We start from the raw sequence: 21,873 nt of genomic DNA, 5'->3' as shown, positions 1-21,873 counted from the left end.
GTGTTACGACCGTTCACGGCCGCTGGGCCGGTTGCGGCAGTGAACGCCGGATGAAGTCCAGCTGCAGCCGCAGCAGGTTCTCCGCGACGGTCTCCTGCGGGGTCATGTGCGTCACCCCGGACAGCGGCAGCACCTCGTGCGGGCGGCCCGCGGCGAGCAGAGCGGAGGACAGCCGCAGGGAGTGGGCGACGACCACGTTGTCGTCCGCCAGCCCGTGGATGATCATCATCGGGCGGTGCGGCTCGGCCGGGTCGACCAGGCCCGCGTCGCCGATCACCGAGTTGCGGCGGTAGACCTCCGGCTGCTCGTCCGGCAGGCCCAGGTAGCGCTCCTGGTAGTGGGTGTCGTAGAGCCGCAGGTCGGTGACCGGGGCGCCGACGACCGCCGCGTGGAAGACGTCGGGTCGGCGCAGCACCGCCAGCGCCGCCAGATAGCCGCCGAAGGACCAGCCCCGGATCGCCACCCGGCCCAGGTCCAGCGGGAACTGCCCGGCGAGCGCCTGCAGCGCGTCCACCTGGTCCTCCAGCACGGTGGCCGCCACCTCGTCCCGGATCGACTTCTCCCAGGCCGGGGAGCGCCCCGGAGTGCCCCGGCCGTCGGCCACGATCACCGCGAAGCCCTGGTCGGCGAACCACTGGGAGGTCAGGTGGGGGTTGTGCGCGGCGACCACCCGCTGGCCGTGCGGGCCGCCGTAGGGGTCCATGAGGACGGGCAGGGGAGTGTCGCCGTGGTAGTCCCGTGGCATAAGCACGGCGCACGGAATTTGACGTGCGCCCCCCAGGGTCAGCGTTACGCGGGGGGACAAACCGGGATCTTCGGCGTACGAGTGGACAGTCGCCGCCGGTTTTCCGTCACGCAGTACCTGGACCCGCGAGCCCGGAATGGCCGGAGTCGCGGACACCAGCACGGTAACGCTTCCGGCGCGCACCGCCGTGTGCACCCCGGGTTCCTGCGACACGCGCTCCACGCCGAGTTCGTTCACGCGGTACACGTGGATCTCGCCGACCTCGGGGGCCTCCGCCTCCTCGCCCGCGGAGGCGGATACCAGTACGTCGTCGGCGCCCACGTCCAGCACCGCCCGGATGTGCAACTGACCGCTGGTCAAGGGCCGTTCACCGACCGTCAGCACCCGTGCGCCGCCCTCGTCCGCGATCCGCACGAGCTGCCCGGAGGGGCTCCAGCAGGGCACTCCGGCGAACAGTTCAAGCCAACTTGGATCTTCGTCCGCATGCACCATGCGCGTCTCCCCGGTGTCCGGGTCGACCGCCAGGAACAGCTGGCTGCGCTGGTCCCTCGACTGCACGAGCAGCAGCGGCGCACCCGCCGCTGACCAGTGCACACGCGCCAGATAAGGATAGCGCGAGCGGTCCCACGCCACCTCCGTGCGCTCCCCGTCGAGGCCGACCACGAACAGCCGCACGTCCGCGTTCGGGGTGCCCGCCGCCGGGTACGCGACGTCGCGTGGCTCACGCTCCGGGTGGGCCGGGTCGGCGATCCACCACCGCCGCACCGGCGTGTCGTCCACCCGCGCCACGAGCAGCCGCTGCCCGTCCGGTGCCCACCAGAAGCCCCGCGAACGCTCCATCTCCTCGGCCGCGATGAACTCCGCGAGGCCGTAGGCGACCCGTCCCGGACCGTCCGCGGGCTCCGGCTCGGCGAGTGCCCGGTCGCCCTCGCCCTCGGCCCCCACGACCCGCAGTGCGCCGTCGGTGACGTACGCGACGTGCCGGCCGTCGGGGGAGGGGCGCGGGTCGATCACCGGTCCCGGGACCCGGAGTTCGCGCGTCGTGCCGGCCCGCAGCTCGGCCGTGAACAGCCGCCCCGACAAGGCGAAGGACGCCAGCTCCACGGCCGTGTCGGTGGCATACCCGACGATGCCGGCACCCCCCTCCCGGCTGCGCTCCCGGCGTGCGCGTTCCTCGGGGGAGAGCTCTTCCGACGCGCCGCCGAGGAGGGCGCCCGGGTCCGCCGCGAGGCGCTCTTCGCCCCCCGGGAGATCCATGATCCACAGGGAGTTGGCCCGGTCGGTGCCGGAGCCGGAACGGAGGAACGCGACACGCGCACCGTCGGGTGCCACCGTGAACGCACGCGGCGCGCCGAGGGTGAACCGCTGGGTCCGGGCGTGCCGACGGGGGAAGGAGTCAGACTCGGTCGTCATACCCCGACCATATTGGCCATGCGCCCCCTTGTGCGGCCGTGCGCCGAGCGATGCGCGAGTACGGATAGTTATGATCACTACCGCTGTGTGGGTATCAACCTGCTGGCGTCTGCATGGATTTGCTCAACTGATCTGGATCTCACGATCTTTGGAGGTGAGCCGCCGTGGCACTCTCGATTTCGGCGGTGGTGCTGCTGGCGATCATCGTCTTCCTGCTCATCAAGAAGTCGGGACTGAAGGGCGGCCACGCCGTCGTCTGCATCCTGCTCGGCTTCTACCTCGCCTCCTCGACCGTCGCGCCCACGATCAGTCAACTGACCACGAACGTCGCCAGCATGATCAGCAGCATCAAGTTCTGACCGGACCCGCGTCCCCGGCGGCCGCATCGTCACCCGGACCGTCTCCTGCAACCACCCGACGGCCCGGCGCCGCCCCTTCGCCGGTCCCGGCTGCGCCACCCGGCGATCGGCAGGACCCGCGACCGCACAGGCACCGGTGCAGCGCTCCCCCGCACCGGCCCCGAACCGCTCCTCGCCGTACCACGGCCGTCCTGCGCCGCGCCCGCCCTCCTCCGGACCGCCGCCGACCTTCTCGCCGACCTGCGCCACGATCCACGTCGACGCATCGGTCACCAGGATGCGCGACCACCTGATGATGGGCATCCCGGTTGACGCGGTCCTCGACCCCCGCACGGGCGAGGGCGCCGTGCTCGGCGACGTCCACGCCACCCCCCGACGGCCCTCCGCTGCGCCACCCGCAAGGACTTCGTCCACGGCGAGGACGTCACCGTCGCCGACTGGACCATTCCGACCGACGGCCTACCGCGCTACCAGGACGAGAGCACGCGACAGCGACGGCCAGGTGGTGACTGCCGGGAGCCCGGCCGCCTCGTAGGGTGGAGCCATGACGGAACTCCCCGCCCGGCGTCTTCTCCTGGTGCACGCGCACCCGGACGACGAGTCGATCAACAACGGCGCGACCATGGCCCGATACGCGGCCGAGGGCGCGCATGTGACCCTCGTCACCTGCACCCTCGGGGAGCGGGGCGAGGTCGTCCCGCCGCAGCTGCGGCATCTGGCCGGCCCGGCGCTGGGCGCGCACCGGCGGGGCGAGCTGACCGCCGCCGTACGCGCGCTCGGCGTCTCGGACGCCCGGCTGCTCGGCGGGGCGGGACGGTACGGCGACTCCGGGATGATGGGCATCGCGGACAACGACGACCCCGGGTGCTTCTGGCGGGCCGACGTGGACGAGGCCGCCGGGCATCTGGTGGAAGTGATCCTCGACGTCCGGCCCCAGGTCCTGGTGACGTACGACGACAACGGCGGTTACGGCCATCCGGACCACATCCAGGCCCACCGCGTCGCCATGCGCGCCGTCGACCTCGCGGCCGAACGCGGCCACCGCATTGCCAAGGTGTACTGGAACCGCGTCCCGCGCTCGGTCGCCGACGCCGCCTTCGCCCGCCTCCAGGACGAGCTGCCCGCACTGCCCTTCGAGAAGAGCGGCAGCGTGGCCGACGTGCCCGGCGTGGTCGACGACGCCCGGGTCACCACCGCCGTCGACGGCTCCGCGTTCGCCTCCGCGAAGGCCGCCGCGATGCGCGCCCACGTCACCCAGATCGAGGTGGCCGAGCCGTACTTCGCGCTCTCCAACGAGCTGGCCCAGCCGCTGTTCACCACCGAGTACTACGAGCTGGTGCGCGGCACGGCCGTGCCCGGGGAGACCGACCTGTTCGCCGGCGTCGAGGAGGCGACGGCATGAGCGCCCACGGACCCGGCTCGCTGCTCGCCCAGCCGCTCGGCCGGCCCTCGGCCGGACGGGTCGCCGCGCACCTGGGCCTGTTCCTGCTCGGCGCCGTCGTCGGGCTGGCCGGGGCCCTCGTGCAGGCCGCCTGGTTCCCCGGGGGGCTGCTGCTCGCCCTCGTGGGCGCGGCCGGGCTGTTCCTCGGCGGTGCGTACGCCACCGGCGGCCGCGGCGGGGCGGTCGCGCCGGGCGCGGGCTGGATCATCACCGTCATCCTGCTCACCACCGCGCGCCCGGAAGGCGACTTCCTGTTCGGCGCGGGAATCGGCTCCTATCTCTTCCTGCTCGGCGGCATGGCTCTCGCTGTGATCTGCGCCACCGTCGGCGTCGGGCGGCAAACCCGCAGCGGTCGCGCCCGACTTGCCAAGTGACGTACCACTTCGCCGTGGGACGCACGTGCGAGTCCGGTGTGGGTTTCCTCAGCGGTCATGGGATAAGCGGCAGAAGTGGCCAGTATGGTGGTGCGCGCCGCCGAGCCGCCCGAGCAGGTTGAGGTCGACACGGGCGGCGAAGCCAACTGGGAGAACCTGCCTTGAGTCGTGAAACTGACACTCCGTCCACCGGGCCCAACGGGCGCGGCGGAGCCGCGTACCCCTCCGGCACGCCGCCGTACGGGACCCCCATGGCTTCCGGCGACGGTACGGACGCGGGCCGTTCGGCCACGCGGCCGGAGGAGAAGAAGACAGAGACCACGCTGACGACCCGGATCCGCATCAACATCCCCGGGTCCCGGCCCATTCCGCCGGTCGTGGTGCGCAAGCCCGTCGCGGAGAGCGGCGCCGCCGGGGACGAGGCGCCCGCCGCCGACACCCGGCCCGCGCCTGCTCCCGTCGTTGAGGCCTCCGCCGAACCCGCGCCCCGGGCCGAGGAGAAGACCAGCGACTGGTTCGCGCCACGCAAGTCCTCCGCTCCCAAGGGCGGTCCGGGCGGCGGTGGCACGAACGGAGCAGGAATGTCCGTTGGTTCCGGTTCGCCCACCAGTGCGTCGGGCACCCGCCCGAGTGGTCCGGAAGTACCGGGTACGGCCGGTACCACCGGCGCACGCCCGGGTGGCGGGCGGCCCGCCGGCGGCCGTCCCGGTGGCGTGGTCGGCTCGATGAGCGTGCCGGGCGCCCGCTCCGGCGCCACGAACGGCAAGGGCCTGCCCGGCGCCACCGGTGGCCCCGTCGCCCCCGGACACGGCGGCGGGACCGGCTCCTTCGACGTGACCGAGGCCCTGAACGCGGGCCCGCTCGGCAACGGCTCCCGCCCCGGCGGCCCGGGCGGCCCCGGCGGCGAACCGCGCCGCGACGACCTGCCGTACTTCGCGGAGAACGCCGACCAGGACGGCTTCGGCGGCACCCCCGACGCGAGCCGGAGCGGTTTCCCGGGCACCGGCTCGAACGATCGCGACGGTTTCGGCGCCACGACGGGCAGCGGCCCGGCGGGAGCCGGCGGCCTGGGCGGCCCCGGCGGGCCCAGCGGCTTCAACGGCCCGCACGGCCACGGCGGTCCCGGCGGCCCGCAGGGCCCGGCAGGCCCCACCAGCGGCCCGGTCACGGGCGACGGCCCCCTCGCCCCGTCGGCCGGCGAGGCGTTCGACGGCGGCCCCTTCGCCGGGGACGGCTACGCCGCGCCCGGCGGCCAGGGCCCCAAGCCGCCCCGCAGCGCCCTCGCCGACATCGCCGACCTCGAAGGTCCCGCGGGCCCGGGCGGCCCCGGTGCGACCGTCGCCGGCCCCACCGGGCTCGGCCCCGGCGGCGGGCTCAGCGACGACACCGCGATCCTCACCCCACAGAAGCCGGCCCCCGAACCGGGCACGCCCGGCTTCCGCCCCACCGGCAACGTCTCCGGACACACCGTCACCAGCGGCATCCCGGTCGTGCCCGGCGCCGGCGGCTCCCCGTTCGGCGGCCCCTCCTCCGACGGTCCGGCCACGCCGTCCGCGTCCGCACCGTCAAGCGCCCCCAAGGCGCAGGCCAAGCCGAACAAGAAGGGCCGCAGCAAGCTGGTGCTGCTGGGCGTCGGCGTGGTCGTCGTCGCGGGTGGCGCGTACTGCGCCGGACTGCTGATGAACCGCACCGACGTGCCCAAGGGCACGACGGTCCTCGGCCTGGACATCGGCGGCGGCACCCGTGACGACGCCGTCAAGAAGCTGGACGACGCCTTCGGCGACCGGGTCCACAAGCCGCTGAAGCTCGATGTCGGCGGCAGGACGGTCAGCATCACCCCCGACAACGCCGGGCTCCAGTTCGACTTCCAGGACACCGTGAGCAAGGCCGCGACCAGTGACTACAACCCGGTGCACGTCATCGGCTCGCTCTTCGGACAGAAGCGGGTGATCGAGCCGTCGATGCCCGTGGACGAGGAGAAGCTCCAGGCCGCCCTGCAGCAGGCCGGCGGCGGCTCCGGCTCGGTCGTCGAGGGCGGCATCGACTTCAAGCCGGGGCGGGCGGTCGCCGTCTACGGCAAGGCGGGCAAGGCCATCGACGCGGGCCGGTCGACCCAGGCGGTCGAACAGGCCTACCGCACCCTGGTGGAGACGGGCACCGCGACCCCCGTCACCGTCCCGACGACCACCAGGCAGCCGACGGTGTCGAACGCCGAGGTCGACCGCGAGATGAAGGAGTTCGCGGAGCCGGCGATGTCGGCCAAGGTGACCGTGGAGGCGGGCGCGGGTCACGTGGTGCCCATGAGCCCGGAGAAATCCCTCTGGAAGTTCCTCAGGGTGGTGCCCACCGTGGACGGCAAGCTGGTCGACAAGCCCGACCTGGCCGCGCTGAAGCAGCTCTACGGCGGCGCCTTCGACGGCGTGCTCATCACCCGCGGCACCGGCAAGAAGACGGCGGTCACCCCGCAGGACGTCTATGTCGCCCTGCGCCAGGCCCTGATGAGCAGGACCAACCGGGTGGCGGTCATCCAGACCAACCCGAGCTGACAGGGACACACGCGGAGGAAGGGGGCGCCCCGTTCACCGGGGGCCCCCTTCGCCGTACTGTCACCCGGCCCGTATGACATCTGTCATCCGGCAGTCAGGACCCCCGACACTGCCCCGCGCCGGCCCGCGCCGCGACCATGGATGCCATGACGACAACTGCGGCACCGGCCACCACCACCCCGGTGGTCGGCTTCGACCAGGTGACCAAGGCGTACGGGAGCGTCAGGGCTGTCGACGGGCTCTCGCTCCGGCTGTACCCGGGCGAGACCGTCGCCCTCCTCGGCCCGAACGGAGCCGGCAAGTCCACCACCCTCGACCTGCTCCTCGGCCTCAAGCACCCCGACGGCGGCACGGTGAGCCTGTTCGGCGGCGCCCCCCGTGACGCGATCGTCTCCGGGCGGGTCGGCGCCATGCTGCAGAGCGGCGGGCTGATGGACGAGGTCACCGTCGAGGAGCTGGTGAAGCTGTCCTGCGCGCTGCACCCGAAGCCGTACAAGGCGGCCGACGTGATGGCCCGCGCAGGCATCGCGCAGATCGCCGACCGGAAGGTCAACAAGCTCTCCGGCGGTCAGTCCCAGCGCGTCCGGTTCGCGCTCGCCACCGCGGGCGACAGCGACCTGATCATCCTGGACGAGCCGACCACCGGCATGGACGTCTCCGCCCGCCAGGCCTTCTGGGCCACCATGCGCGAGCAGGCCGACCAGGGCCGTACCGTCCTGTTCGCCACCCACTACCTCGAAGAGGCCGACGCGATAGCGGACCGTGTCCTGGTGCTGCACCGCGGGCGGCTCCTCGCCGACGGCACCGCCGCCGAGATCAAGGCGAAGGCGGGCGCCCGACGGGTCGCCTTCGACCTGGACGGCGAGATCGACGAGGCCGCCCTGCGCGCCCTGCCCTTCCTCACCTCGATCGACGTGTCCGGCCAGACCGTGCGCATCCAGTCGTCCGACGCCGACGCCACCGTGCACGCCCTGTACGGCCTCGGTGTCTACCCCCGCAACCTCGAAGTCGCCGGACTCGGTCTGGAGCAGGCCTTCGTCGCCATCACGGAGGCCGAGGAGGCCAAGCAGTCATGAACGCCCTGATCAAACTGGAACTGGCCCGCGCCTTCCGGAACAAGAAGTTCCTGTTCTTCTCGGTGCTCTACCCCTCGATCCTCTTCCTGATCTTCTCCAGCAGCTCCGGCTCCACCTCGAAGGTCGACGGCACCGGCCTGACCGTCGCCACCTACCTGATGGTCTCCATGGCCTCCTTCGGTGCGCTGACCGCCGTCCTGATGGGCAACAGCGAGCGCATCGCCAAGGAGCGCGAGAGCGGCTGGGTACGGCAGCTGCGGCTGACCTCGCTGCCGGGACGCGGCTACGTCCTCGCCAAGACCGCCAGCGCCGCCGTGGTGAGCCTGCCGTCGATCGTCGTGGTGTTCCTGGCCGCCGCCGTGATCAAACACGTCCACCTGGACCCCTGGCAGTGGGCCGCCCTCACCGGGGTCATCTGGGCCGGCAGCCTCGTCTTCGCCGCGCTCGGCGTGGCCATCGGCTACATCGCCTCCGGGGACGCGGTCCGCCCGATCACCATGATCATCTATTTCGGTCTGTCGATTCTCGGCGGCCTGTGGATGCCTTCCACCACTTTCCCCAAGGTGTTGCAGGACATCGCGAAGTGGCTGCCCACGCACGCGTACGCTGCACTGGGGCGGTCGATCGAGCAGAGCCAGGCCCCGCACGCCACGGACATCGCGGTCCTCGCTGTCTACTTCGTCCTGTTCGCGGGCGGCGCGGCCTGGCTGTACCGGAAGGACACGCTGAAGGCGTGAGCACGATGACGGAAGACCAGCAGACCCGCGAGCGGGGGCCGGAGCACCAGGTGCGGATCGGCCAGGGGCCGCGCAACCGGCGCGAGCTGACGGCCAAGACACTGTGGATCGGGGTCTGGCTGGTCTTCCTCAGCTCCCCGGCCGAGGACCTGGCCTCCGGCCGTCACACCACGGGCGCCACGGTCGCCGGCGCGCTCGGCCTCGCCGCCTTCGTCGCCGCCTACCTGACGCTGGTCTTCCGGAACATCGGTCGGCCGTTCGCCCCCCGCGTCGTCGTCTCCCTGCTCGCGGTCCTCGCCGTCCTCGCCCCCCTGCTGACGTACAGCCTCGGCGGCGCGTGGCTCGGCCTGTTCGTCTACCTGTCGGTCGCCTGCGGGGCGACCCTGCCGGTCCGGGCCGCGTTCTGGGTGATCCCGGCGGCGACCGTGACGATGTACCTGGCCGGAATGCACTGGGACGTGAAGCCGGACGAGAGCCTGCTCCTCGTCCCGCTGATCGGGTTCGCGATGGTCGGTGTCGGCCAGCTCATCCGTACGACCGTCGAGCTGCGGAAGGCGCGGGCCACCGTTGCCCACCTCGCCGCGAACGAGGAGCGGCTGCGGCTCGCCCGGGACCTGCACGACCTGCTCGGTCACTCGCTCTCCCTGATCACGCTGAAGAGCGAGCTGGCCGGCCGGATGCTGCCCGACCATCCCGACAAGGCGGCCCGGCAGGTCGCCGACATCGAGCAGGTCAGCCGGCAGGCGCTGGTCGACGTGCGCGAGGCCGTCACCGGGTACCGGCGCCCCCGGCTCGCCGCCGAACTCGCCGGCGCCCAGGTCGCCCTGACCGCCGCCGGCGTCGCCGCCGAGGTGCCCGCCGAGCTCGACCTCGACGGGGTACCCGAGCCGTCGGAGTCCGCGCTGGCCTGGGCGCTGCGCGAGGCGGTCACCAACGTGGTCCGGCACAGCGGCGCCGAGAAGTGCCTCGTCCAGCTCGGCCGGCGGCAGACCCTCGACGGCGCGATGCTCGAACTCTGCGTGGAGGACAACGGATCCGGCGGCGCCGGCGGCCTCCCGGGCAACGGTCTGACCGGGCTCATGGAGCGGCTGGAGAAGGCCGGCGGCACTCTGGAGGCGGGCCGGACCAAGCACGGTTTCCGGCTCGTCGCCCGCGTCCCTGCGGCCCCGCCCGGGGACGTAGGATCCGGGGCATGACGAGCACGATCAAGGTCCTGCTGGCCGAGGACCAGTCGATGGTCCGCGAGGCCCTGGCCGCGCTGCTCGGCCTCGAGGACGACATCGAGGTCGTCGCCCAGGTCGCGCGCGGCGACCAGGTGGCGGCGGCCGTCGGCGCGCACGGCGTGGACGTGGCGCTGCTCGACATCGAGATGCCCGGCTGCACCGGCATCGAGGCGGCCGCCCGGGTCCACCGCGAGTTCCCGCACGTCAAGCTGGTCGTCCTCACCACCTTCGGCCGCCCCGGCTATCTGCGCAGCGCCATGGAGGCGGGCGCCGACGCCTTCCTCGTCAAGGACGCCCCGGCCGCGCAGCTCGCCGAGGCGATCCGCAAGGTGCTGGCCGGCGAGCGGGTCATCGACCCCACGCTCGCCGCCGCCGCGCTCGCCGAGGGCGCCAACCCGCTCACCGAGCGCGAACGCGAGGTGCTCCGGGCGGCGGCCGACGGCTCCACCAACGCCGAGCTGGCCGAGGCCCTCCACCTGTCCCAGGGCACGGTGCGCAACTACCTCTCCACGGCCATCCAGAAACTGGCGGTGCGCAACCGGGCGGAAGCGGTGCGGACGGCGCGGGAGAAGGGATGGCTGTGACGGCTCAGTTGAGCATCGCCCGTGCGGTGTGCGCCTGTTGCCGTACCTTCTGCGCGGACGACTCGTCCACCACCTCGATCAAGTCGGCGTAGTTCTCCAGCTCTTCCGCCCCCGAGGCGAACTCCCCGCGCTGTACCAGGAGCTGACCGCGTTCGTAGCGCAGCCGGGCCGGGTGTGCGGGCACCAGCAGCGCCAGTTCCACGGCCCACAGGGCCACGTCCGAGCGCTCGGGACGGGCGGCGGCCCATGCCCGGATGTTGTTCAGGATCCGCTGGACGACCTCCAGCGGCGCCGCGGGCTGCAGCATCGAGGCGTCCAACGGCGCCCCCGTGGCCCCCACCACCAGCATCTCGGCGTCGCTCCCGGCCAGCACCCGCCCCCCGTCGAACGGGTCGGCCAGCACCTGCTCCTCGGCCGGCCCGAAGCCGACCACGAAGTGCCCCGGCAGCGCGACCCCGTACACCGGTGCGCCCGCCCGCCGCGCGACCTCCAGCCACACCACCGACAGCAGGATCGGCAGCCCGCGCCGCCGGCGCAGCACCTCGTGCAGCAGGGAGGACTCGAGCCGCTGGTAGTCGCCGGGCGTGCCGTGGAAGTCGTGGCGCGCGCCGAGCAGCCGCCGTACGGCCTCCGCCCAGGCCCCCGGCCCGCCCGGCCGGTACGGCAGCTCGCCCGCGAGCCGGTCCAGCTCCAGCTGCGAGGCGTCCATCCCGGCCTCGTCCAGCGAGCGGTCCGCCCCGGCACCGATCAGTAGGCACAGCGCCGACAGATCCGGCCGCTCGGACCGGGCCTCCTCGGCGAACCTCCGGCACAACTCGGCCGACCGCTCCGGCGGGGGCGGATACGGCGGCGGCAGATACGGGTGACGCATGCCAGGCTCATGCCCTTCCACGACGGTTTCTACGACCGTTGCGGCCCAGTGGGGCGAACGGACGGACGCCGGGGGCCGAGGGTGCGGGGCGGTGCGGCCGGTGCGGCCGGTGCGGTGTTCCGGTGGCAGGCCGCGTCGGCTGCCTGGACCGGGCGTTCGGCGGGGGTGATCGCCCGGTTGAGGTGCTCGGTCCCCGGCGCAGTCCGGCCCGGGTCTTCGTCCGTGCCGGACGCCGGGTGCCGGTGGCCGGGCGGTTCGGCGCCGTGGGTGCTGCCGGCCGGCGTGGCCGTGCCCCGATCCCCGCGTGCGTCCGGTGCCCCACGCCGGAGTCCCGGGCCGGCGACGGCCGTGCCTCGGCTGCCGTCCGAGGGCTGCGTCGTCTGCCGGTCCGGGGCCTCAGGGGCCGGTCGGCCGGACCCGGCCGGGGCCCGGTAGTGGTGGCAGGCGTGGTGCGGGGTGAAGCCGAGCGCGGCGTACAGGGCGCGGGCGCCCTCGTTGTCCGTCTCCACCTGGAGCCAGGCCGCCGAGGCGCCCTCCTCCAGGGCCCGGCGGGCCAGCGCGGCCATCACCTCCGTGGCGAGACCCTCCCGGCGCCGCTCGGGGGCCACCTCGACCGCCGCGAAACCGGCCCAGCGCCCGTCCACGACACACCGCCCGATCGCCGCCGGGGGCTCGCCCCCGGCGCCGGGCACCGTTGCGAACCACACCGAGGGCCCCGCGCCGAGCACCCGCAGGGCCACCTCGCTCACCCCCTTGCGCTGGTACCGGGCGAGCCAGGCCTCGTCCGCCTCCCGGGTCAGCACCACACCGGTGCCCTCGGCCCGGTCCGCGACCGGCGCCAGCGCACCGGTCCACAGCTCGGCGGTCACCTCCCGCACCCAGCCGCGCCGCTCCAGCTCCGCGCACAGCAGTTCCTGCGTGCCCTCGGCGCCGGTGGCCGTCTGGACGTAGGCGGGCAGGCCGCGCTCGCCGTACCAGCGTCGTACGGCCGCGAGGGCCGTGTCGAGGGGCAGGCCGGGATCCCCCAGCGGCAGCACACTGTTGGCGCGCCGCGTGAACCCGTCGGACGCCCGCAGCTCCCACTCGCCGAGCCGTTCCGTCTCCACCGGCCGCCAGCCGCGCGCGGCGACCCGCGCGAGTTCCGGGTACGACGCGGCGGGCCCCCGACGGCGCGCCGGAGCCGCCGGTACCACCTTGCCCGCGACCAGGGCAGACTCGGCGATCCGGACACTCCGCCCATCCCGCCGTGTGATCATGAGCACGCCATCATCCCATGATGTGAGAACACCCACCGTGTCGGTGAACTTCTCTTGCGCCGCACCAGGTTCGCTCAAGCGCCGTACGGAGACGCGTTTCCCCACGTCATCAGGGGTGATTCGGACTTCGAGGCGTCCTGTCGCCGAGATTTCCACTGGTCAGTTCACCCCTCCTGTTCGGATCATGCTCCGGAACGGAGATACTAGGGGCGGGCATCGACGACGCCGCGCTCCCGCGCGCCAGGCGGCGGAGCCTGAGGAGGCCCGCCAGCGCCCTATCGAGGAGGAACGACAGCGTGACCTACGTCATCGCGCAGCCTTGTGTCGACGTCAAGGACAAGGCGTGCATCGAGGAGTGCCCGGTCGACTGCATCTACGAGGGCCAGCGGTCTTTGTACATCCACCCGGACGAATGCGTCGACTGTGGTGCCTGTGAGCCGGTCTGCCCGGTCGAGGCGATCTTCTACGAGGACGACGTCCCGGAGGAGTGGAAGGACTACTACAAGGCCAACGTCGAGTTCTTCGATGAGCTCGGCTCTCCCGGCGGCGCCAGCAAGCTGGGGCTGATCGAGCGCGACCACCCCTTCGTCGCCGCGCTGCCGCCGCAGGGCGAGTGACCGTCTGAGCGCCAAGCGGCACCCGCACCGCGCCGCCTCGGTCCCGTACGGCCCGATCACCCCGATCAGGGCCGCACGGGACCGAGGCGTTTGCCGCACCGTACGAAAGTGAGCCTGATTCCCGTGTCCGCAGTCTCCGACCGGCTCCCCACCTTCCCCTGGGACAAGCTGGAGCCGTACAAGAAGACGGCCGCCGCGTACCCCGACGGGATCGTCGACCTGTCCGTCGGCACCCCGGTCGACCCGGTCCCCGAACTGATCCAGAAGGCCCTGATCGACGCGGCCGACTCCCCGGGCTACCCGACGGTCTGGGGCACCCCCGCCCTGCGCGACGCGATCACCGGATGGCTGGAGCGCCGTCTGGGCGCCCGGAACGTGACCCACCGCCACGTCCTGCCGGTCGTCGGCTCCAAGGAACTGGTCGCCTGGCTGCCGACCCAGCTGGGGCTCGGGCCCGGAGACAAGGTGGCCCACCCGCGCCTCGCCTACCCCACCTACGAGGTCGGCGCCCGTCTCGCCCGCGCCGACCACGAGGCCTACGACGACCCGCGCGACCTGGACCCCGCCGGCCTGAAGCTGCTGTGGCTGAACTCCCCGTCCAACCCGACGGGCAAGGTCATCTCCAAGCAGGACCTCACGGACATCGTCGCCTGGGCCCGCGCCCACGGCGTCCTGCTGTTCTCCGACGAGTGCTACCTGGAGCTGGACTGGGAGGCCGAACCCGCCTCCGTCCTGCACCCGGACGTCAACGGCGGCTCGTACGACGGCATCGTCGCCGTCCACTCCCTCTCCAAGCGCTCCAACCTGGCCGGTTACCGCGCGGCCTTCATCGCCGGCGACCCGGCCGTCCTGGGGCCGCTGCTGGAGATCCGCAAGCACGGCGGCATGATGACCAGCGCACCGACGCAGGCGGCCGTGGTGGCGGCCCTCGGCGACGACGCCCACGTCCACGAGCAGCGTGAGCGCTACGCCGCCCGCCGCGAGGCCCTCCGCGCGGCCCTCCTCGGCCACGGCTTCCGCATCGAGCACAGCGAGGCCGGCCTCTACCTCTGGGCCACCCGTGACGAGTCCTGCTGGCAGACGGTCGCTCATCTGGCCGACCTCGGCATCCTCGTGGCCCCGGGCGACTTCTACGGCGATGCGGGCGAGAACTTCGTACGCGTGGCCCTGACGGCAACGGACGAACGCATCCGGACAGCGGTGAAGCGCCTGACGGTCTAGGCGACCGTTCCCGTCTGCCGCGCGACACCATGCACGCTCCCCACTGCCTCAAGGGCGTGGGAGGTGCCCCCCATGCGCCACACCGGCCCCGGACCCGAGTACGTCCAGCACGAGGCGCCTGGGGCCGGCACGACGAGAGCACGCACCTGACGCCGCGCGGCCGCCCTTCGGGCAACGACGCGAATGGTCGGACAGGCCCAGCGCCCTTCGAAGCTGTCGTCCGAAAGGCGACGGGGCCAGGAATCACCCCGGACCCCGTCACCGGTCGGAACCAGGCGCTCAGCCGCCCAACGGCAACCCCCGCACCGGCAGCTTCGGCAGGCCGCCCTTCGTCACGTTGCCCGCGGCACCCCCGGCGACGTCCCCGGCCGCCCCGGCGGTGTCACCCGCGGCCTTCTGCGCCGCCGGCGTCGTCTTCTTCACGGCATCGACGGCGGTCCGGCCGGCTGCCGGCACCGTCTGCTCGACCGCCTTGCCGCCCGCGTGGCCCGCGAGGGCGGCGACGTTCTGCGCGGCACCGTCGACGGTGCCGCCCGCGTGCGCGGTGTCCAGGGCGCTCAGGCCACCGAGGTTCGGGACCGCCGCCGGCAGGTTCGTGGCCGCACCGGCGGAGCCGGCCGCACCGACCCCGGCTGCCGCTCCCGCTGCGACGAGCAGCGCGGCACGGGCGATCCGGCGGGTCAGAGGGAGGGACATGATGCTCCATTCGACGGGAGAGAACGGTGTCTGCGTCCGGACCCGGATCCGGGCTCGGACGCCGTGACTACCGCTCGAAGCCCACGAAGGTTGCGGACGCCTCCGGTAAAGAATGGATAACGCGTCGCATTATCAGGTGTGGATAAAAACGGGCAAAGAACGTCCGCCCGAAATCCCGCAGAATCCTTACGGCCCCTGATATACCGGGGCTCCCCGTGGCGTCCCGCATGCCACCCGTACGGCGGTCGACAGCATCGCCGCACCACCCGCCGGGGTGGTCGCCCGCACTACTGTCCGGTCACGATCCGGACGACAGCCATGGACTGCTCCGCACCGCCGGCCCCGTGGGCGGCCACCGGCTTCCACGAGCCCCCGTCGCTCGCGGCGGTCCACTCCCGGCCCCCGTACGACACCCGTTGGATGTGCAGCGCCGAGGAGTTGGCGACCGCCCACTGCGCCAGCTGCCAGCCCCGCTGCCGCTGTCCGCGCCCGGTCGCGTCCACCTTGGTGCCCTGCGGCACCGGCACGGTCACGGTCCGGCCCTGCGCCGTCGCGGTCACGCTCGGCGCCGGAGACGGCGACGGCACCGGCGTGCCGCCCACCTGCGCACCGGTCTCCTGCAGTGCGTCCCGCCCGAAGTCCCGTACCAGCGCGGCCCGTACCGCGTCCGGACCCGTCGCCGAGACCGTGCCGGCCGGGCGCCCGTCGCAGGTCAGCGTGGCCGCAGCACGCCCGGTCAGCGCCGCCGCAAGCAGCTTGGCGTCCGGCTCGTGCTTGGCGTACGCCTCCGGAAAGCCGCTGCGCTGCACCTCCTGGGCCGCCTCGGTCAGCGGCAGGTCGCTGTAGTGCGGCACCTTGGCCAGGTGCGCGTAGAAGATCCCCGCCGCGTACGCCGGGTCCATGATCTGCTGCTCGCTGCCCCAGCCCTGCGAGGGCCGCTGCTGGAACAGACCGAGCGAGTCCCGGTCGCCGTGCTCGACGTTGCGCAGCCCGGACTCCTGCAGCGCGGTGGCCAGCGCGATCGTGACGGCCCGCTCGGGCATGTTGCGCCCGGTGCCGACGGCCGCGATCGTCGCCGCGTTCTCCGCCTGCTCCGGCGTGAACTCGTACGACGCTCCGTCACCGTCGGCCGAGACCACCTTGCAGCCGTGCGCTCCGCCGCCTCCGGTGACGTACTGCACCACGAGGTATGCGACGACTCCGCACAGGACCAACAGGGCCGCGGTGAAACGGAAGAGACGGCCGCGGCGTTCGGGACGGGTGGGGGACGGCTCTGACACGCGTACAAGGTACTGGAGCCCCGACGGACCCTCACGGCGGGTCACCGGACGGCGCTTACCGCAGACCCGTGCCCCGCGTGCAGGGGTGCCCCCCTCGACCAGTCCGGCGGTAAGGCGCGGTTCGTGCCCGACCCCGCGTCGCTGGCCTGATCCGCAGGGCACAGCCTAGGGTCGGGGCCATGGCCGACACCTCGCTTGACCTCACGCTCGACGCCGCCGCGCTCACCGCGCAACTGGTGGACCTCCCCTCCGAGAGCGGCACCGAGAAGCCCCTCGCGGACGCGATCGAGACCGCCCTGCGCACCCTGCCGCACCTGACGGTCGACCGTTACGGCAACAACGTGGTCGCCCGTACGGACCTGGGCCGCGCCGAGCGGGTGATCCTGGCCGGCCACATCGACACCGTCCCGATCGCGGACAACGTGCCCTCGCGCCTGGACGACGACGGCGTGCTGTGGGGCTGCGGCACCTGCGACATGAAGTCGGGCGTGGCGGTGCAGCTGCGCATCGCGGCCACGGTCCCCGCCCCCAACCGGGACATCACCTTCATCTTCTACGACAACGAAGAGGTCGCCGCCGATCTGAACGGTCTCAGGCACCTGGCCATGGCCCACCCCGATTGGCTTCGGGGCGACTTCGCGGTCCTGCTGGAGCCTTCCGACGGCGAGGTCGAGGGCGGATGCCAGGGAACGCTGCGGGTACTGCTGAAGACGAAGGGCGAGCGTGCCCACTCCGCGCGCGGCTGGATGGGCTCCAACGCCGTCCACGCCGCCGCCCCCGTCCTGGCCCGCCTGGCCTCGTACCAGCCGCGCCACCCGGTGATCGACGGTCTGGAGTACCGCGAGGGCCTGAACGCGGTCGGCATCTCCGGCGGCGTGGCGGGCAACGTCATCCCCGACGAGTGCGTGGTGACCGTCAACTTCCGCTACGCCCCCGACCGCACGGAGGATGAGGCCGTCGCGCACGTCCGCGAGGTGTTCGCGGACTGCGGGGTGGAGGAGTTCGTGGTCGACGACCACAGTGGCGGCGCGCTGCCCGGCCTCTCCCACCCGGCCGCCGCGGCGTTCATCGAGGCGGTGGGCGGCACCCCGCGGCCCAAGTACGGCTGGACGGACGTCTCCCGCTTCTCCTCCCTCGGCGTCCCCGCCGTCAATTACGGGCCCGGCAACCCCCATCTGGCCCACAAGCGCGACGAGCGGGTGGAGGCGGCGAAGATCCTCGCCGGCGAGGAGCGACTGCGGAACTGGCTCTCCGCGTAGACGCCCGCCCGGCGCACGTGTGCCGGACACACCCATGTCCCCCCTCCGTAACCGGCGTGGATCTACGCTGAGGTGGAACCACCCGCAACGGAGGGAGCGCACATGCCTACCGGCAACCCCGAGGGGAAGAAGATTCCGCCGGACGAGCAGCGACTCGGACCGGTCCTCCGGCGGCGTGGACAGGTGACACCCAGCACGACCGACCAGCGCCTGCTGGACGAGCGCGCCCCCACGGACTGGGTCCACACCGACCCCTGGCGCGTGCTGCGCATCCAGTCGGAGTTCATCGAGGGCTTCGGCACGCTGGCCGAACTACCGCCGGCCATCAGCGTGTTCGGCTCGGCGCGCACACCCGTGGACTCCGCGGAGTACGACGCGGGGGTGCGGCTCGGCCGTGGCCTGGTGCAGGCGGGCTGGGCCGTGATCACCGGCGGTGGCCCCGGGGCGATGGAGGCGGCCAACAAGGGCGCGTGCGAGGCGGGCGGCGTCTCGGTGGGTCTTGGTATCGAACTGCCTTTCGAGCAGGGCCTGAACCCCTACGTCGACATCGGCCTGAACTTCCGCTACTTCTTCGTCCGCAAGATGATGTTCGTGAAGTACGCCCAGGGCTTCGTGGTCCTCCCCGGCGGCCTCGGCACCCTCGACGAACTCTTCGAGGCCCTGACATTGGTCCAGACCCAGAAGGTCACCCGCTTCCCGATCGTCCTCTTCGGCCGCGAGTACTGGGGCGGCCTGGTGTCCTGGCTGAAGAACACCCTGGTGGGCCAGGGCAAGGCCATGGAGAAGGACCTGCTGCTCTTCCACGTCACGGACGAGGTGGACGAGGCGGTGGCCCTGGTGTCGAAGGAGGCGGCGCGCTGAGCGGAGGAGGGGCCGATCCGGGCAAGTGCAATCCAGGTGTACACCATGTTCATGCCTGCCACGCATCCCCTCGCTGAAGCGAGGGGCAAGCTCGGCGAACTCGCCCGGCGGGCTGCCCAGCGCGAGCACATCACCCCGACCGACCGCGGTGTGGCCACCGCTGTCCTCATCTCTCCGGCGGAGCTGGAAGACCGAGGACGCCCTGGCACTGGCCCGCCTCTAGCGCGACCGCGCTCTCGGGCGCACCGGGGCCCCCGTCCCGCACGCCGACGCGCGGCGGGCACTCCTCGAAGCGGCCGGGAGGAGCACGGAGTGACCTGGGAGGTCCAGTGGGAGCCGGTGGCGCTCGACGAAGCGACCGGATTCCTCAAGGACGATCCCGAGGGAGTGGACGCTCTTCTCCAGGCGACCGACTCGCCCACGACCCCGGACCCGAAGGTGCCAGGGCCTGGGGTACGCACCACCGTCGCCTCCACCGGGGCTCCTGGCGCATCCTTCACCGGATCGGCGAAGAGGCTCGGACCCTTCACATCGAGCGCATCGAGCGCATCGAGCGCATCGAGCGCATCGAGCACACCCGCGGCCGAAGGGACTACGCCAGCCCCCTGCGCGCGACGGCAGGGGGACGGTGCCCGGCGATGGCCGCCACCATGTCCAGTACCTGCCGGGTCTCGGCCACCTCATGCACCCGGTACACCTGCGCCCCGAGCCACGCCGACACCGCCGTCGTCGCCAGCGTGCCGATCAGCCGTTCCTTCACCGGCCGGTCCAGCGTCTCGCCGACGAAGTCCTTGTTGGACAGGGACACCAGCACCGGCCACCCCGTGGCGACCATCTCGTCCAGCCGGCGTGTCGCCTCCAGACTGTGCCGCGTGTTCTTCCCGAAGTCGTGCCCGGGATCGATCAGCACCGATTCCCGCGGGACCCCGAGCGCCACCGCCCGCTCGGCCAGACCCACGGTGACGTCGAGGATGTCGGCCATCACGTCGTCGTACGTCACCCGGTGCGGTCGTGTACGCGGCTGCACGCCTCCCGCGTGCGTGCACACCAGCCCCGCCCCGTACCGCGCGGCGACCTCCGCGAGCCCGGGGTCGACACCGCCCCACGCGTCGTTCAGCAGATCCGCCCCCGCCTCGCACACCGCCTCGCCGACCTCGGCCCGCCAGGTGTCGACGCTGATGATCACGTCCGGGAAGCGGCGCCGTACCTCCGCCACGAAGCCGACCGTCCGCCGCGCCTCCTCCTCGGCGGTGACCTCCTCGCCGGGCCCGGCCTTCACCCCGCCGACGTCGATGATCGCGGCGCCTTCGGCCACGGCCTGCTCCACGCGCGCGAGGGCCGGCTCGTCGCGGAACGTGGCCCCCTGGTCGTAGAAGGAGTCCGGAGTCCGGTTCACGATCGCCATGATCACCGGCTCGTGGGGCCCGAATTCCCGCCTGCCCAGCCTGAGCATCCGCTGTGACCTCTCCTAGTACGTCCCGCTGTACGGCCGCCTGTGACCCTAACTGTCAGACTCGCATGGCACGATCGGACCCTGACAGATTCAACGTCCGGAACAACGACCGGCACGGACCGTGGGGACCCTGGCGATGGTGATGTTCTTGTTCCTGGTCGTCGCACTGGCCGTCGTGGTCGCCGCGGTGACACTCGCCGTGGTGGGCGGCGGCGGGAGCGGCCCGCTGCCCGAGGCGGCACCCGAGCGGCTGCAGGACCCGCTGCCCCCGGACCGCCCGGTCGACCGCGCGGACGTGGAGAGCCTGCGCTTCCCGGTCGCCCCGCGCGGCTACCGCATGGCGGACGTCGACGACGCCCTCGGCCGGCTCGCCGCCGAACTCGCCGAGCGGGACGCCCGTATCGCCGACCTGGAGTCGGCACTGGCCGGCGCCAGAGCCGCGGCGGCCCACGCCCGCATGGACAAGCGCGACCGCCCGGAGGGCCAGCGATGAGCGACGGTGCCGCCCTCGCCGGACCCGACGGCGCCCTGCGCTGCCCGTGGGCCCTGTCCACCGAGGACTATGTGTCGTACCACGACGAGGAGTGGGGCCGCCCGGTGCACGGCGACGACGCCCTCTTCGAGCGGATCAGCCTGGAGGCCTTCCAGTCGGGCCTGTCCTGGATCACGATCCTGCGCCGCCGCGAGGGCTTCCGCGCCGCCTTCGCAGGCTTCCGCGTCGAGAAGGTCGCGGCCTTCACGGACGGGGACCGGGAACGGCTGCTGGCCGACCCCGGCATCATCCGCAACCGCGCCAAGATCGACGCCACGCTCGCCAACGCGCGCGTGCTGGCCGACTGGGCCGAGGGCGACCTGGACGAGCTGGTCTGGTCCCACGCCCCGGAGCCGCCCGCCCGCCCGGCCCCGAAGACCCTCGCCGACGTCCCGGCCGTCACCCCGGAGTCCACCGCGCTGTCCAAGGCGCTGAAAAAACGGGGCCTCAGATTCGTCGGCCCGACCACCGCGTACGCCCTCATGCAGGCGTGCGGCCTGGTCGACGACCATCTCGAGGCCTGCGTGGCGAGAGCCGCCGGTGCCTGACCCCATGTCCGACCGCATATCCCCGCCCCGGCCCCTCGCCGGCATCCTCGATGCGGCAGCCCGCGGGAGCTTCCCGGCGACCGACGGCGGTGTCACCGTCGTACCGCAGCCGAGTCACCGTGATGCCGGAGTGATCGCGTTCACCGCGCACTCCGTGGTGTTCACCGACGAGGACCCGCACCGGGTGCGCGGCACGCTCGCGTCCCTCGACTGCGACGAGCCGGCGGCGGCGATGAACCCCCGCTTCCTGACCTTGTTCCTCGCCCGCACCGGCCGCTCGATGGACTGCGTCGACCTGCTCACCGTGGCCGGCGCGCTGCCCGGCGAGCCCCCGCTGGAGCTGCGTGAGCTGGCCGACCCAGACCATCCGCGTGTACGCCGGGCCCGCAGGCGCCGGGACGACGTCCGGGTCTGGGCGGCCGACGGGGGAGTGGTCGTCCTCGGCCGGGGCGTCGCCGGTCGCTGGGAGACGGCGGTCGAGGTCGACGAGCACGTACGGCACCGGGGGCTGGGCCGCGCCCTGGCCACGGCCGCCCGGCACCTGATCCCGGCACAGGAGTGGGTCTGGTCGCAGCAGGCCCCCGGCAACGCTCGCAGCGTGCGCGCCTTCCAGGCGGCCGGTTACCGGCCGGTGGGTGCCGAGGCCCTGCTTGTCGCGCCCTGGTGACGTGTGTCAGACATCCTTCGGTCGTTCCTCCCGGCGCCGCCGACTTCGACGAGGCCGACCTGCCCCAGGCGGCGTCGGGCCGTGGGAGAACCGAAGGCCCGTCGCAGACTTGCG

The 21,873-nt window shown here is 72.8% G+C and carries 20 protein-coding genes and 1 pseudogene; 15 read left to right on the top strand and 6 right to left on the bottom strand.

What is annotated here, in order from left to right; genetic code table 11:
- Positions 1-13: 13 nt before the first annotated feature.
- Positions 14-2,158, bottom strand: a complete 2,145-nt coding sequence (locus tag AC5WRT_RS24150; RefSeq protein WP_496095858.1) for a S9 family peptidase — start codon at positions 2,156-2,158, stop codon at positions 14-16.
- A 164-nt stretch (positions 2,159-2,322) separates the two neighbouring features.
- Here AC5WRT_RS24150 and AC5WRT_RS24145 point away from each other — a divergent pair, with 164 nt between their 5' ends.
- From AC5WRT_RS24145 to AC5WRT_RS24110, 8 genes are all read left to right on the top strand, one after another.
- Positions 2,323-2,517 carry a hypothetical protein gene (locus tag AC5WRT_RS24145; RefSeq protein WP_116147688.1) on the top strand — a complete coding sequence of 65 codons (195 nt, stop codon included), beginning with the start codon at positions 2,323-2,325 and terminating at the stop codon, positions 2,515-2,517.
- 544 nt (positions 2,518-3,061) lie between these two features.
- Positions 3,062-3,919: an N-acetyl-1-D-myo-inositol-2-amino-2-deoxy-alpha-D-glucopyranoside deacetylase gene (gene mshB / locus AC5WRT_RS24140; RefSeq protein WP_496095857.1), complete on the top strand. Its 858-nt coding sequence runs from the start codon at positions 3,062-3,064 to the stop codon at positions 3,917-3,919.
- The gene (locus tag AC5WRT_RS24135; RefSeq protein WP_496100599.1) at positions 3,916-4,332 is read left to right on the top strand and encodes a DUF6113 family protein; all 417 of its coding nucleotides are present in this window, start codon (positions 3,916-3,918) and stop codon (positions 4,330-4,332) included. The genes mshB and AC5WRT_RS24135 overlap by 4 nt, the downstream gene beginning before the upstream one ends.
- Positions 4,333-4,493: 161 nt before the next feature.
- The gene (locus tag AC5WRT_RS24130) at positions 4,494-6,878 is read left to right on the top strand and encodes a hypothetical protein (RefSeq protein ID WP_496100598.1); all 2,385 of its coding nucleotides are present in this window, start codon (positions 4,494-4,496) and stop codon (positions 6,876-6,878) included.
- A gap of 146 nt (positions 6,879-7,024) precedes the next feature.
- The gene (locus AC5WRT_RS24125) at positions 7,025-7,954 is read left to right on the top strand and encodes an ABC transporter ATP-binding protein (RefSeq protein ID WP_496095854.1); all 930 of its coding nucleotides are present in this window, start codon (positions 7,025-7,027) and stop codon (positions 7,952-7,954) included.
- A complete protein-coding gene (locus AC5WRT_RS24120; RefSeq protein ID WP_496095853.1) occupies positions 7,951-8,691 on the top strand; it encodes an ABC transporter permease in 741 nt (246 codons plus the stop codon). Before AC5WRT_RS24125 ends, AC5WRT_RS24120 begins: the two co-directional genes overlap by 4 nt.
- 5 nt (positions 8,692-8,696) lie before the next feature.
- Positions 8,697-9,887: a sensor histidine kinase gene (locus AC5WRT_RS24115; RefSeq protein ID WP_496095928.1), complete on the top strand. Its 1,191-nt coding sequence runs from the start codon at positions 8,697-8,699 to the stop codon at positions 9,885-9,887.
- Positions 9,884-10,498 carry a response regulator gene (locus tag AC5WRT_RS24110; protein ID WP_496095852.1) on the top strand — a complete coding sequence of 205 codons (615 nt, stop codon included), beginning with the start codon at positions 9,884-9,886 and terminating at the stop codon, positions 10,496-10,498. The genes AC5WRT_RS24115 and AC5WRT_RS24110 overlap by 4 nt, the downstream gene beginning before the upstream one ends.
- Before the next feature lie 4 nt (positions 10,499-10,502).
- Here the strand turns inward: AC5WRT_RS24110 and AC5WRT_RS24105 are convergent, their stop codons facing one another.
- Both AC5WRT_RS24105 and AC5WRT_RS24100 read right to left on the bottom strand, forming a co-directional pair.
- Entirely contained in the window at positions 10,503-11,369 is an 867-nt protein-coding gene (locus AC5WRT_RS24105) for a transglutaminase family protein (RefSeq protein ID WP_496095851.1), read from the bottom strand.
- Between the two features lie 410 nt (positions 11,370-11,779).
- Positions 11,780-12,781 (bottom strand): annotated as a pseudogene (locus AC5WRT_RS24100) (GNAT family N-acetyltransferase); the annotation flags it as partial.
- Between the two features lie 140 nt (positions 12,782-12,921).
- Between AC5WRT_RS24100 and fdxA the strand changes: the two are divergent.
- Complete coding sequence (gene fdxA / locus AC5WRT_RS24095) at positions 12,922-13,242, top strand: ferredoxin (RefSeq protein WP_014674796.1); 321 nt, start codon at positions 12,922-12,924, stop codon at positions 13,240-13,242.
- Between the two features lie 123 nt (positions 13,243-13,365).
- Complete coding sequence (locus AC5WRT_RS24090; protein ID WP_496100597.1) at positions 13,366-14,463, top strand: bifunctional succinyldiaminopimelate transaminase/glutamate-prephenate aminotransferase; 1,098 nt, start codon at positions 13,366-13,368, stop codon at positions 14,461-14,463.
- A gap of 279 nt (positions 14,464-14,742) precedes the next feature.
- Here AC5WRT_RS24090 and AC5WRT_RS24085 read toward each other — a convergent pair whose 3' ends face one another.
- Positions 14,743-15,159 carry an ATP-binding protein gene (locus AC5WRT_RS24085; protein WP_496100596.1) on the bottom strand — a complete coding sequence of 139 codons (417 nt, stop codon included), beginning with the start codon at positions 15,157-15,159 and terminating at the stop codon, positions 14,743-14,745.
- A gap of 287 nt (positions 15,160-15,446) precedes the next feature.
- Positions 15,447-16,439 (bottom strand): VldE C-terminal domain-containing protein, encoded by a 993-nt coding sequence (locus AC5WRT_RS24080; RefSeq protein WP_496100595.1) that lies wholly within the window; start codon positions 16,437-16,439, stop codon positions 15,447-15,449.
- A gap of 179 nt (positions 16,440-16,618) precedes the next feature.
- On the opposite strand from AC5WRT_RS24080, the gene dapE reads away from it, so the two are divergent.
- Positions 16,619-17,698 (top strand): succinyl-diaminopimelate desuccinylase, encoded by a 1,080-nt coding sequence (gene dapE / locus AC5WRT_RS24075; protein WP_496095847.1) that lies wholly within the window; start codon positions 16,619-16,621, stop codon positions 17,696-17,698.
- 102 nt (positions 17,699-17,800) lie between these two features.
- A complete protein-coding gene (locus AC5WRT_RS24070; RefSeq protein WP_496095846.1) occupies positions 17,801-18,559 on the top strand; it encodes an LOG family protein in 759 nt (252 codons plus the stop codon).
- A gap of 592 nt (positions 18,560-19,151) precedes the next feature.
- Here the strand turns inward: AC5WRT_RS24070 and folP are convergent.
- Complete coding sequence (gene folP, locus AC5WRT_RS24065; RefSeq protein ID WP_496095845.1) at positions 19,152-20,012, bottom strand: dihydropteroate synthase; 861 nt, start codon at positions 20,010-20,012, stop codon at positions 19,152-19,154.
- Between the two features lie 136 nt (positions 20,013-20,148).
- On the opposite strand from folP, the gene AC5WRT_RS24060 reads away from it, so the two are divergent.
- Genes AC5WRT_RS24060 through AC5WRT_RS24050 form a run of 3 tightly spaced genes read left to right on the top strand, consistent with a single transcriptional unit; the run spans position 20,149 to position 21,759 of the window.
- Positions 20,149-20,505 carry a DivIVA domain-containing protein gene (locus AC5WRT_RS24060; RefSeq protein ID WP_496095844.1) on the top strand — a complete coding sequence of 119 codons (357 nt, stop codon included), beginning with the start codon at positions 20,149-20,151 and terminating at the stop codon, positions 20,503-20,505.
- Positions 20,502-21,092 carry a DNA-3-methyladenine glycosylase I gene (locus AC5WRT_RS24055; RefSeq protein ID WP_496095843.1) on the top strand — a complete coding sequence of 197 codons (591 nt, stop codon included), beginning with the start codon at positions 20,502-20,504 and terminating at the stop codon, positions 21,090-21,092. The genes AC5WRT_RS24060 and AC5WRT_RS24055 overlap by 4 nt, the downstream gene beginning before the upstream one ends.
- A 4-nt stretch (positions 21,093-21,096) precedes the next feature.
- Complete coding sequence (locus AC5WRT_RS24050; RefSeq protein ID WP_496100594.1) at positions 21,097-21,759, top strand: N-acetyltransferase; 663 nt, start codon at positions 21,097-21,099, stop codon at positions 21,757-21,759.
- Positions 21,760-21,873: the final 114 nt, after the last annotated feature.

Source organism: Streptomyces sp. NTD91 (assembly GCF_059510455.1).
The sequence above is the reverse complement of the archived record's forward strand: the minus strand, read 5'-3'. Positions and strand labels throughout refer to the sequence as shown.

Coding starts and splice junctions, on each gene's coding strand:
- AC5WRT_RS24150 (WP_496095858.1), bottom strand. CDS start 2,158: ATGACGACCGAGTCTGACTCCTTCCCCCGTCGGCACGCCCGGACCCAG.
- mshB (WP_496095857.1), top strand. CDS start 3,062: ATGACGGAACTCCCCGCCCGGCGTCTTCTCCTGGTGCACGCGCACCCG.
- AC5WRT_RS24135 (WP_496100599.1), top strand. CDS start 3,916: ATGAGCGCCCACGGACCCGGCTCGCTGCTCGCCCAGCCGCTCGGCCGG.
- AC5WRT_RS24125 (WP_496095854.1), top strand. CDS start 7,025: ATGACGACAACTGCGGCACCGGCCACCACCACCCCGGTGGTCGGCTTC.
- AC5WRT_RS24120 (WP_496095853.1), top strand. CDS start 7,951: ATGAACGCCCTGATCAAACTGGAACTGGCCCGCGCCTTCCGGAACAAG.
- AC5WRT_RS24115 (WP_496095928.1), top strand. CDS start 8,697: ATGACGGAAGACCAGCAGACCCGCGAGCGGGGGCCGGAGCACCAGGTG.
- AC5WRT_RS24110 (WP_496095852.1), top strand. CDS start 9,884: ATGACGAGCACGATCAAGGTCCTGCTGGCCGAGGACCAGTCGATGGTC.
- AC5WRT_RS24105 (WP_496095851.1), bottom strand. CDS start 11,369: ATGCGTCACCCGTATCTGCCGCCGCCGTATCCGCCCCCGCCGGAGCGG.
- AC5WRT_RS24085 (WP_496100596.1), bottom strand. CDS start 15,159: ATGTCCCTCCCTCTGACCCGCCGGATCGCCCGTGCCGCGCTGCTCGTC.
- dapE (WP_496095847.1), top strand. CDS start 16,619: ATGGCCGACACCTCGCTTGACCTCACGCTCGACGCCGCCGCGCTCACC.
- AC5WRT_RS24070 (WP_496095846.1), top strand. CDS start 17,801: ATGCCTACCGGCAACCCCGAGGGGAAGAAGATTCCGCCGGACGAGCAG.
- folP (WP_496095845.1), bottom strand. CDS start 20,012: ATGCTCAGGCTGGGCAGGCGGGAATTCGGGCCCCACGAGCCGGTGATC.
- AC5WRT_RS24060 (WP_496095844.1), top strand. CDS start 20,149: ATGGTGATGTTCTTGTTCCTGGTCGTCGCACTGGCCGTCGTGGTCGCC.
- AC5WRT_RS24055 (WP_496095843.1), top strand. CDS start 20,502: ATGAGCGACGGTGCCGCCCTCGCCGGACCCGACGGCGCCCTGCGCTGC.
- AC5WRT_RS24050 (WP_496100594.1), top strand. CDS start 21,097: ATGTCCGACCGCATATCCCCGCCCCGGCCCCTCGCCGGCATCCTCGAT.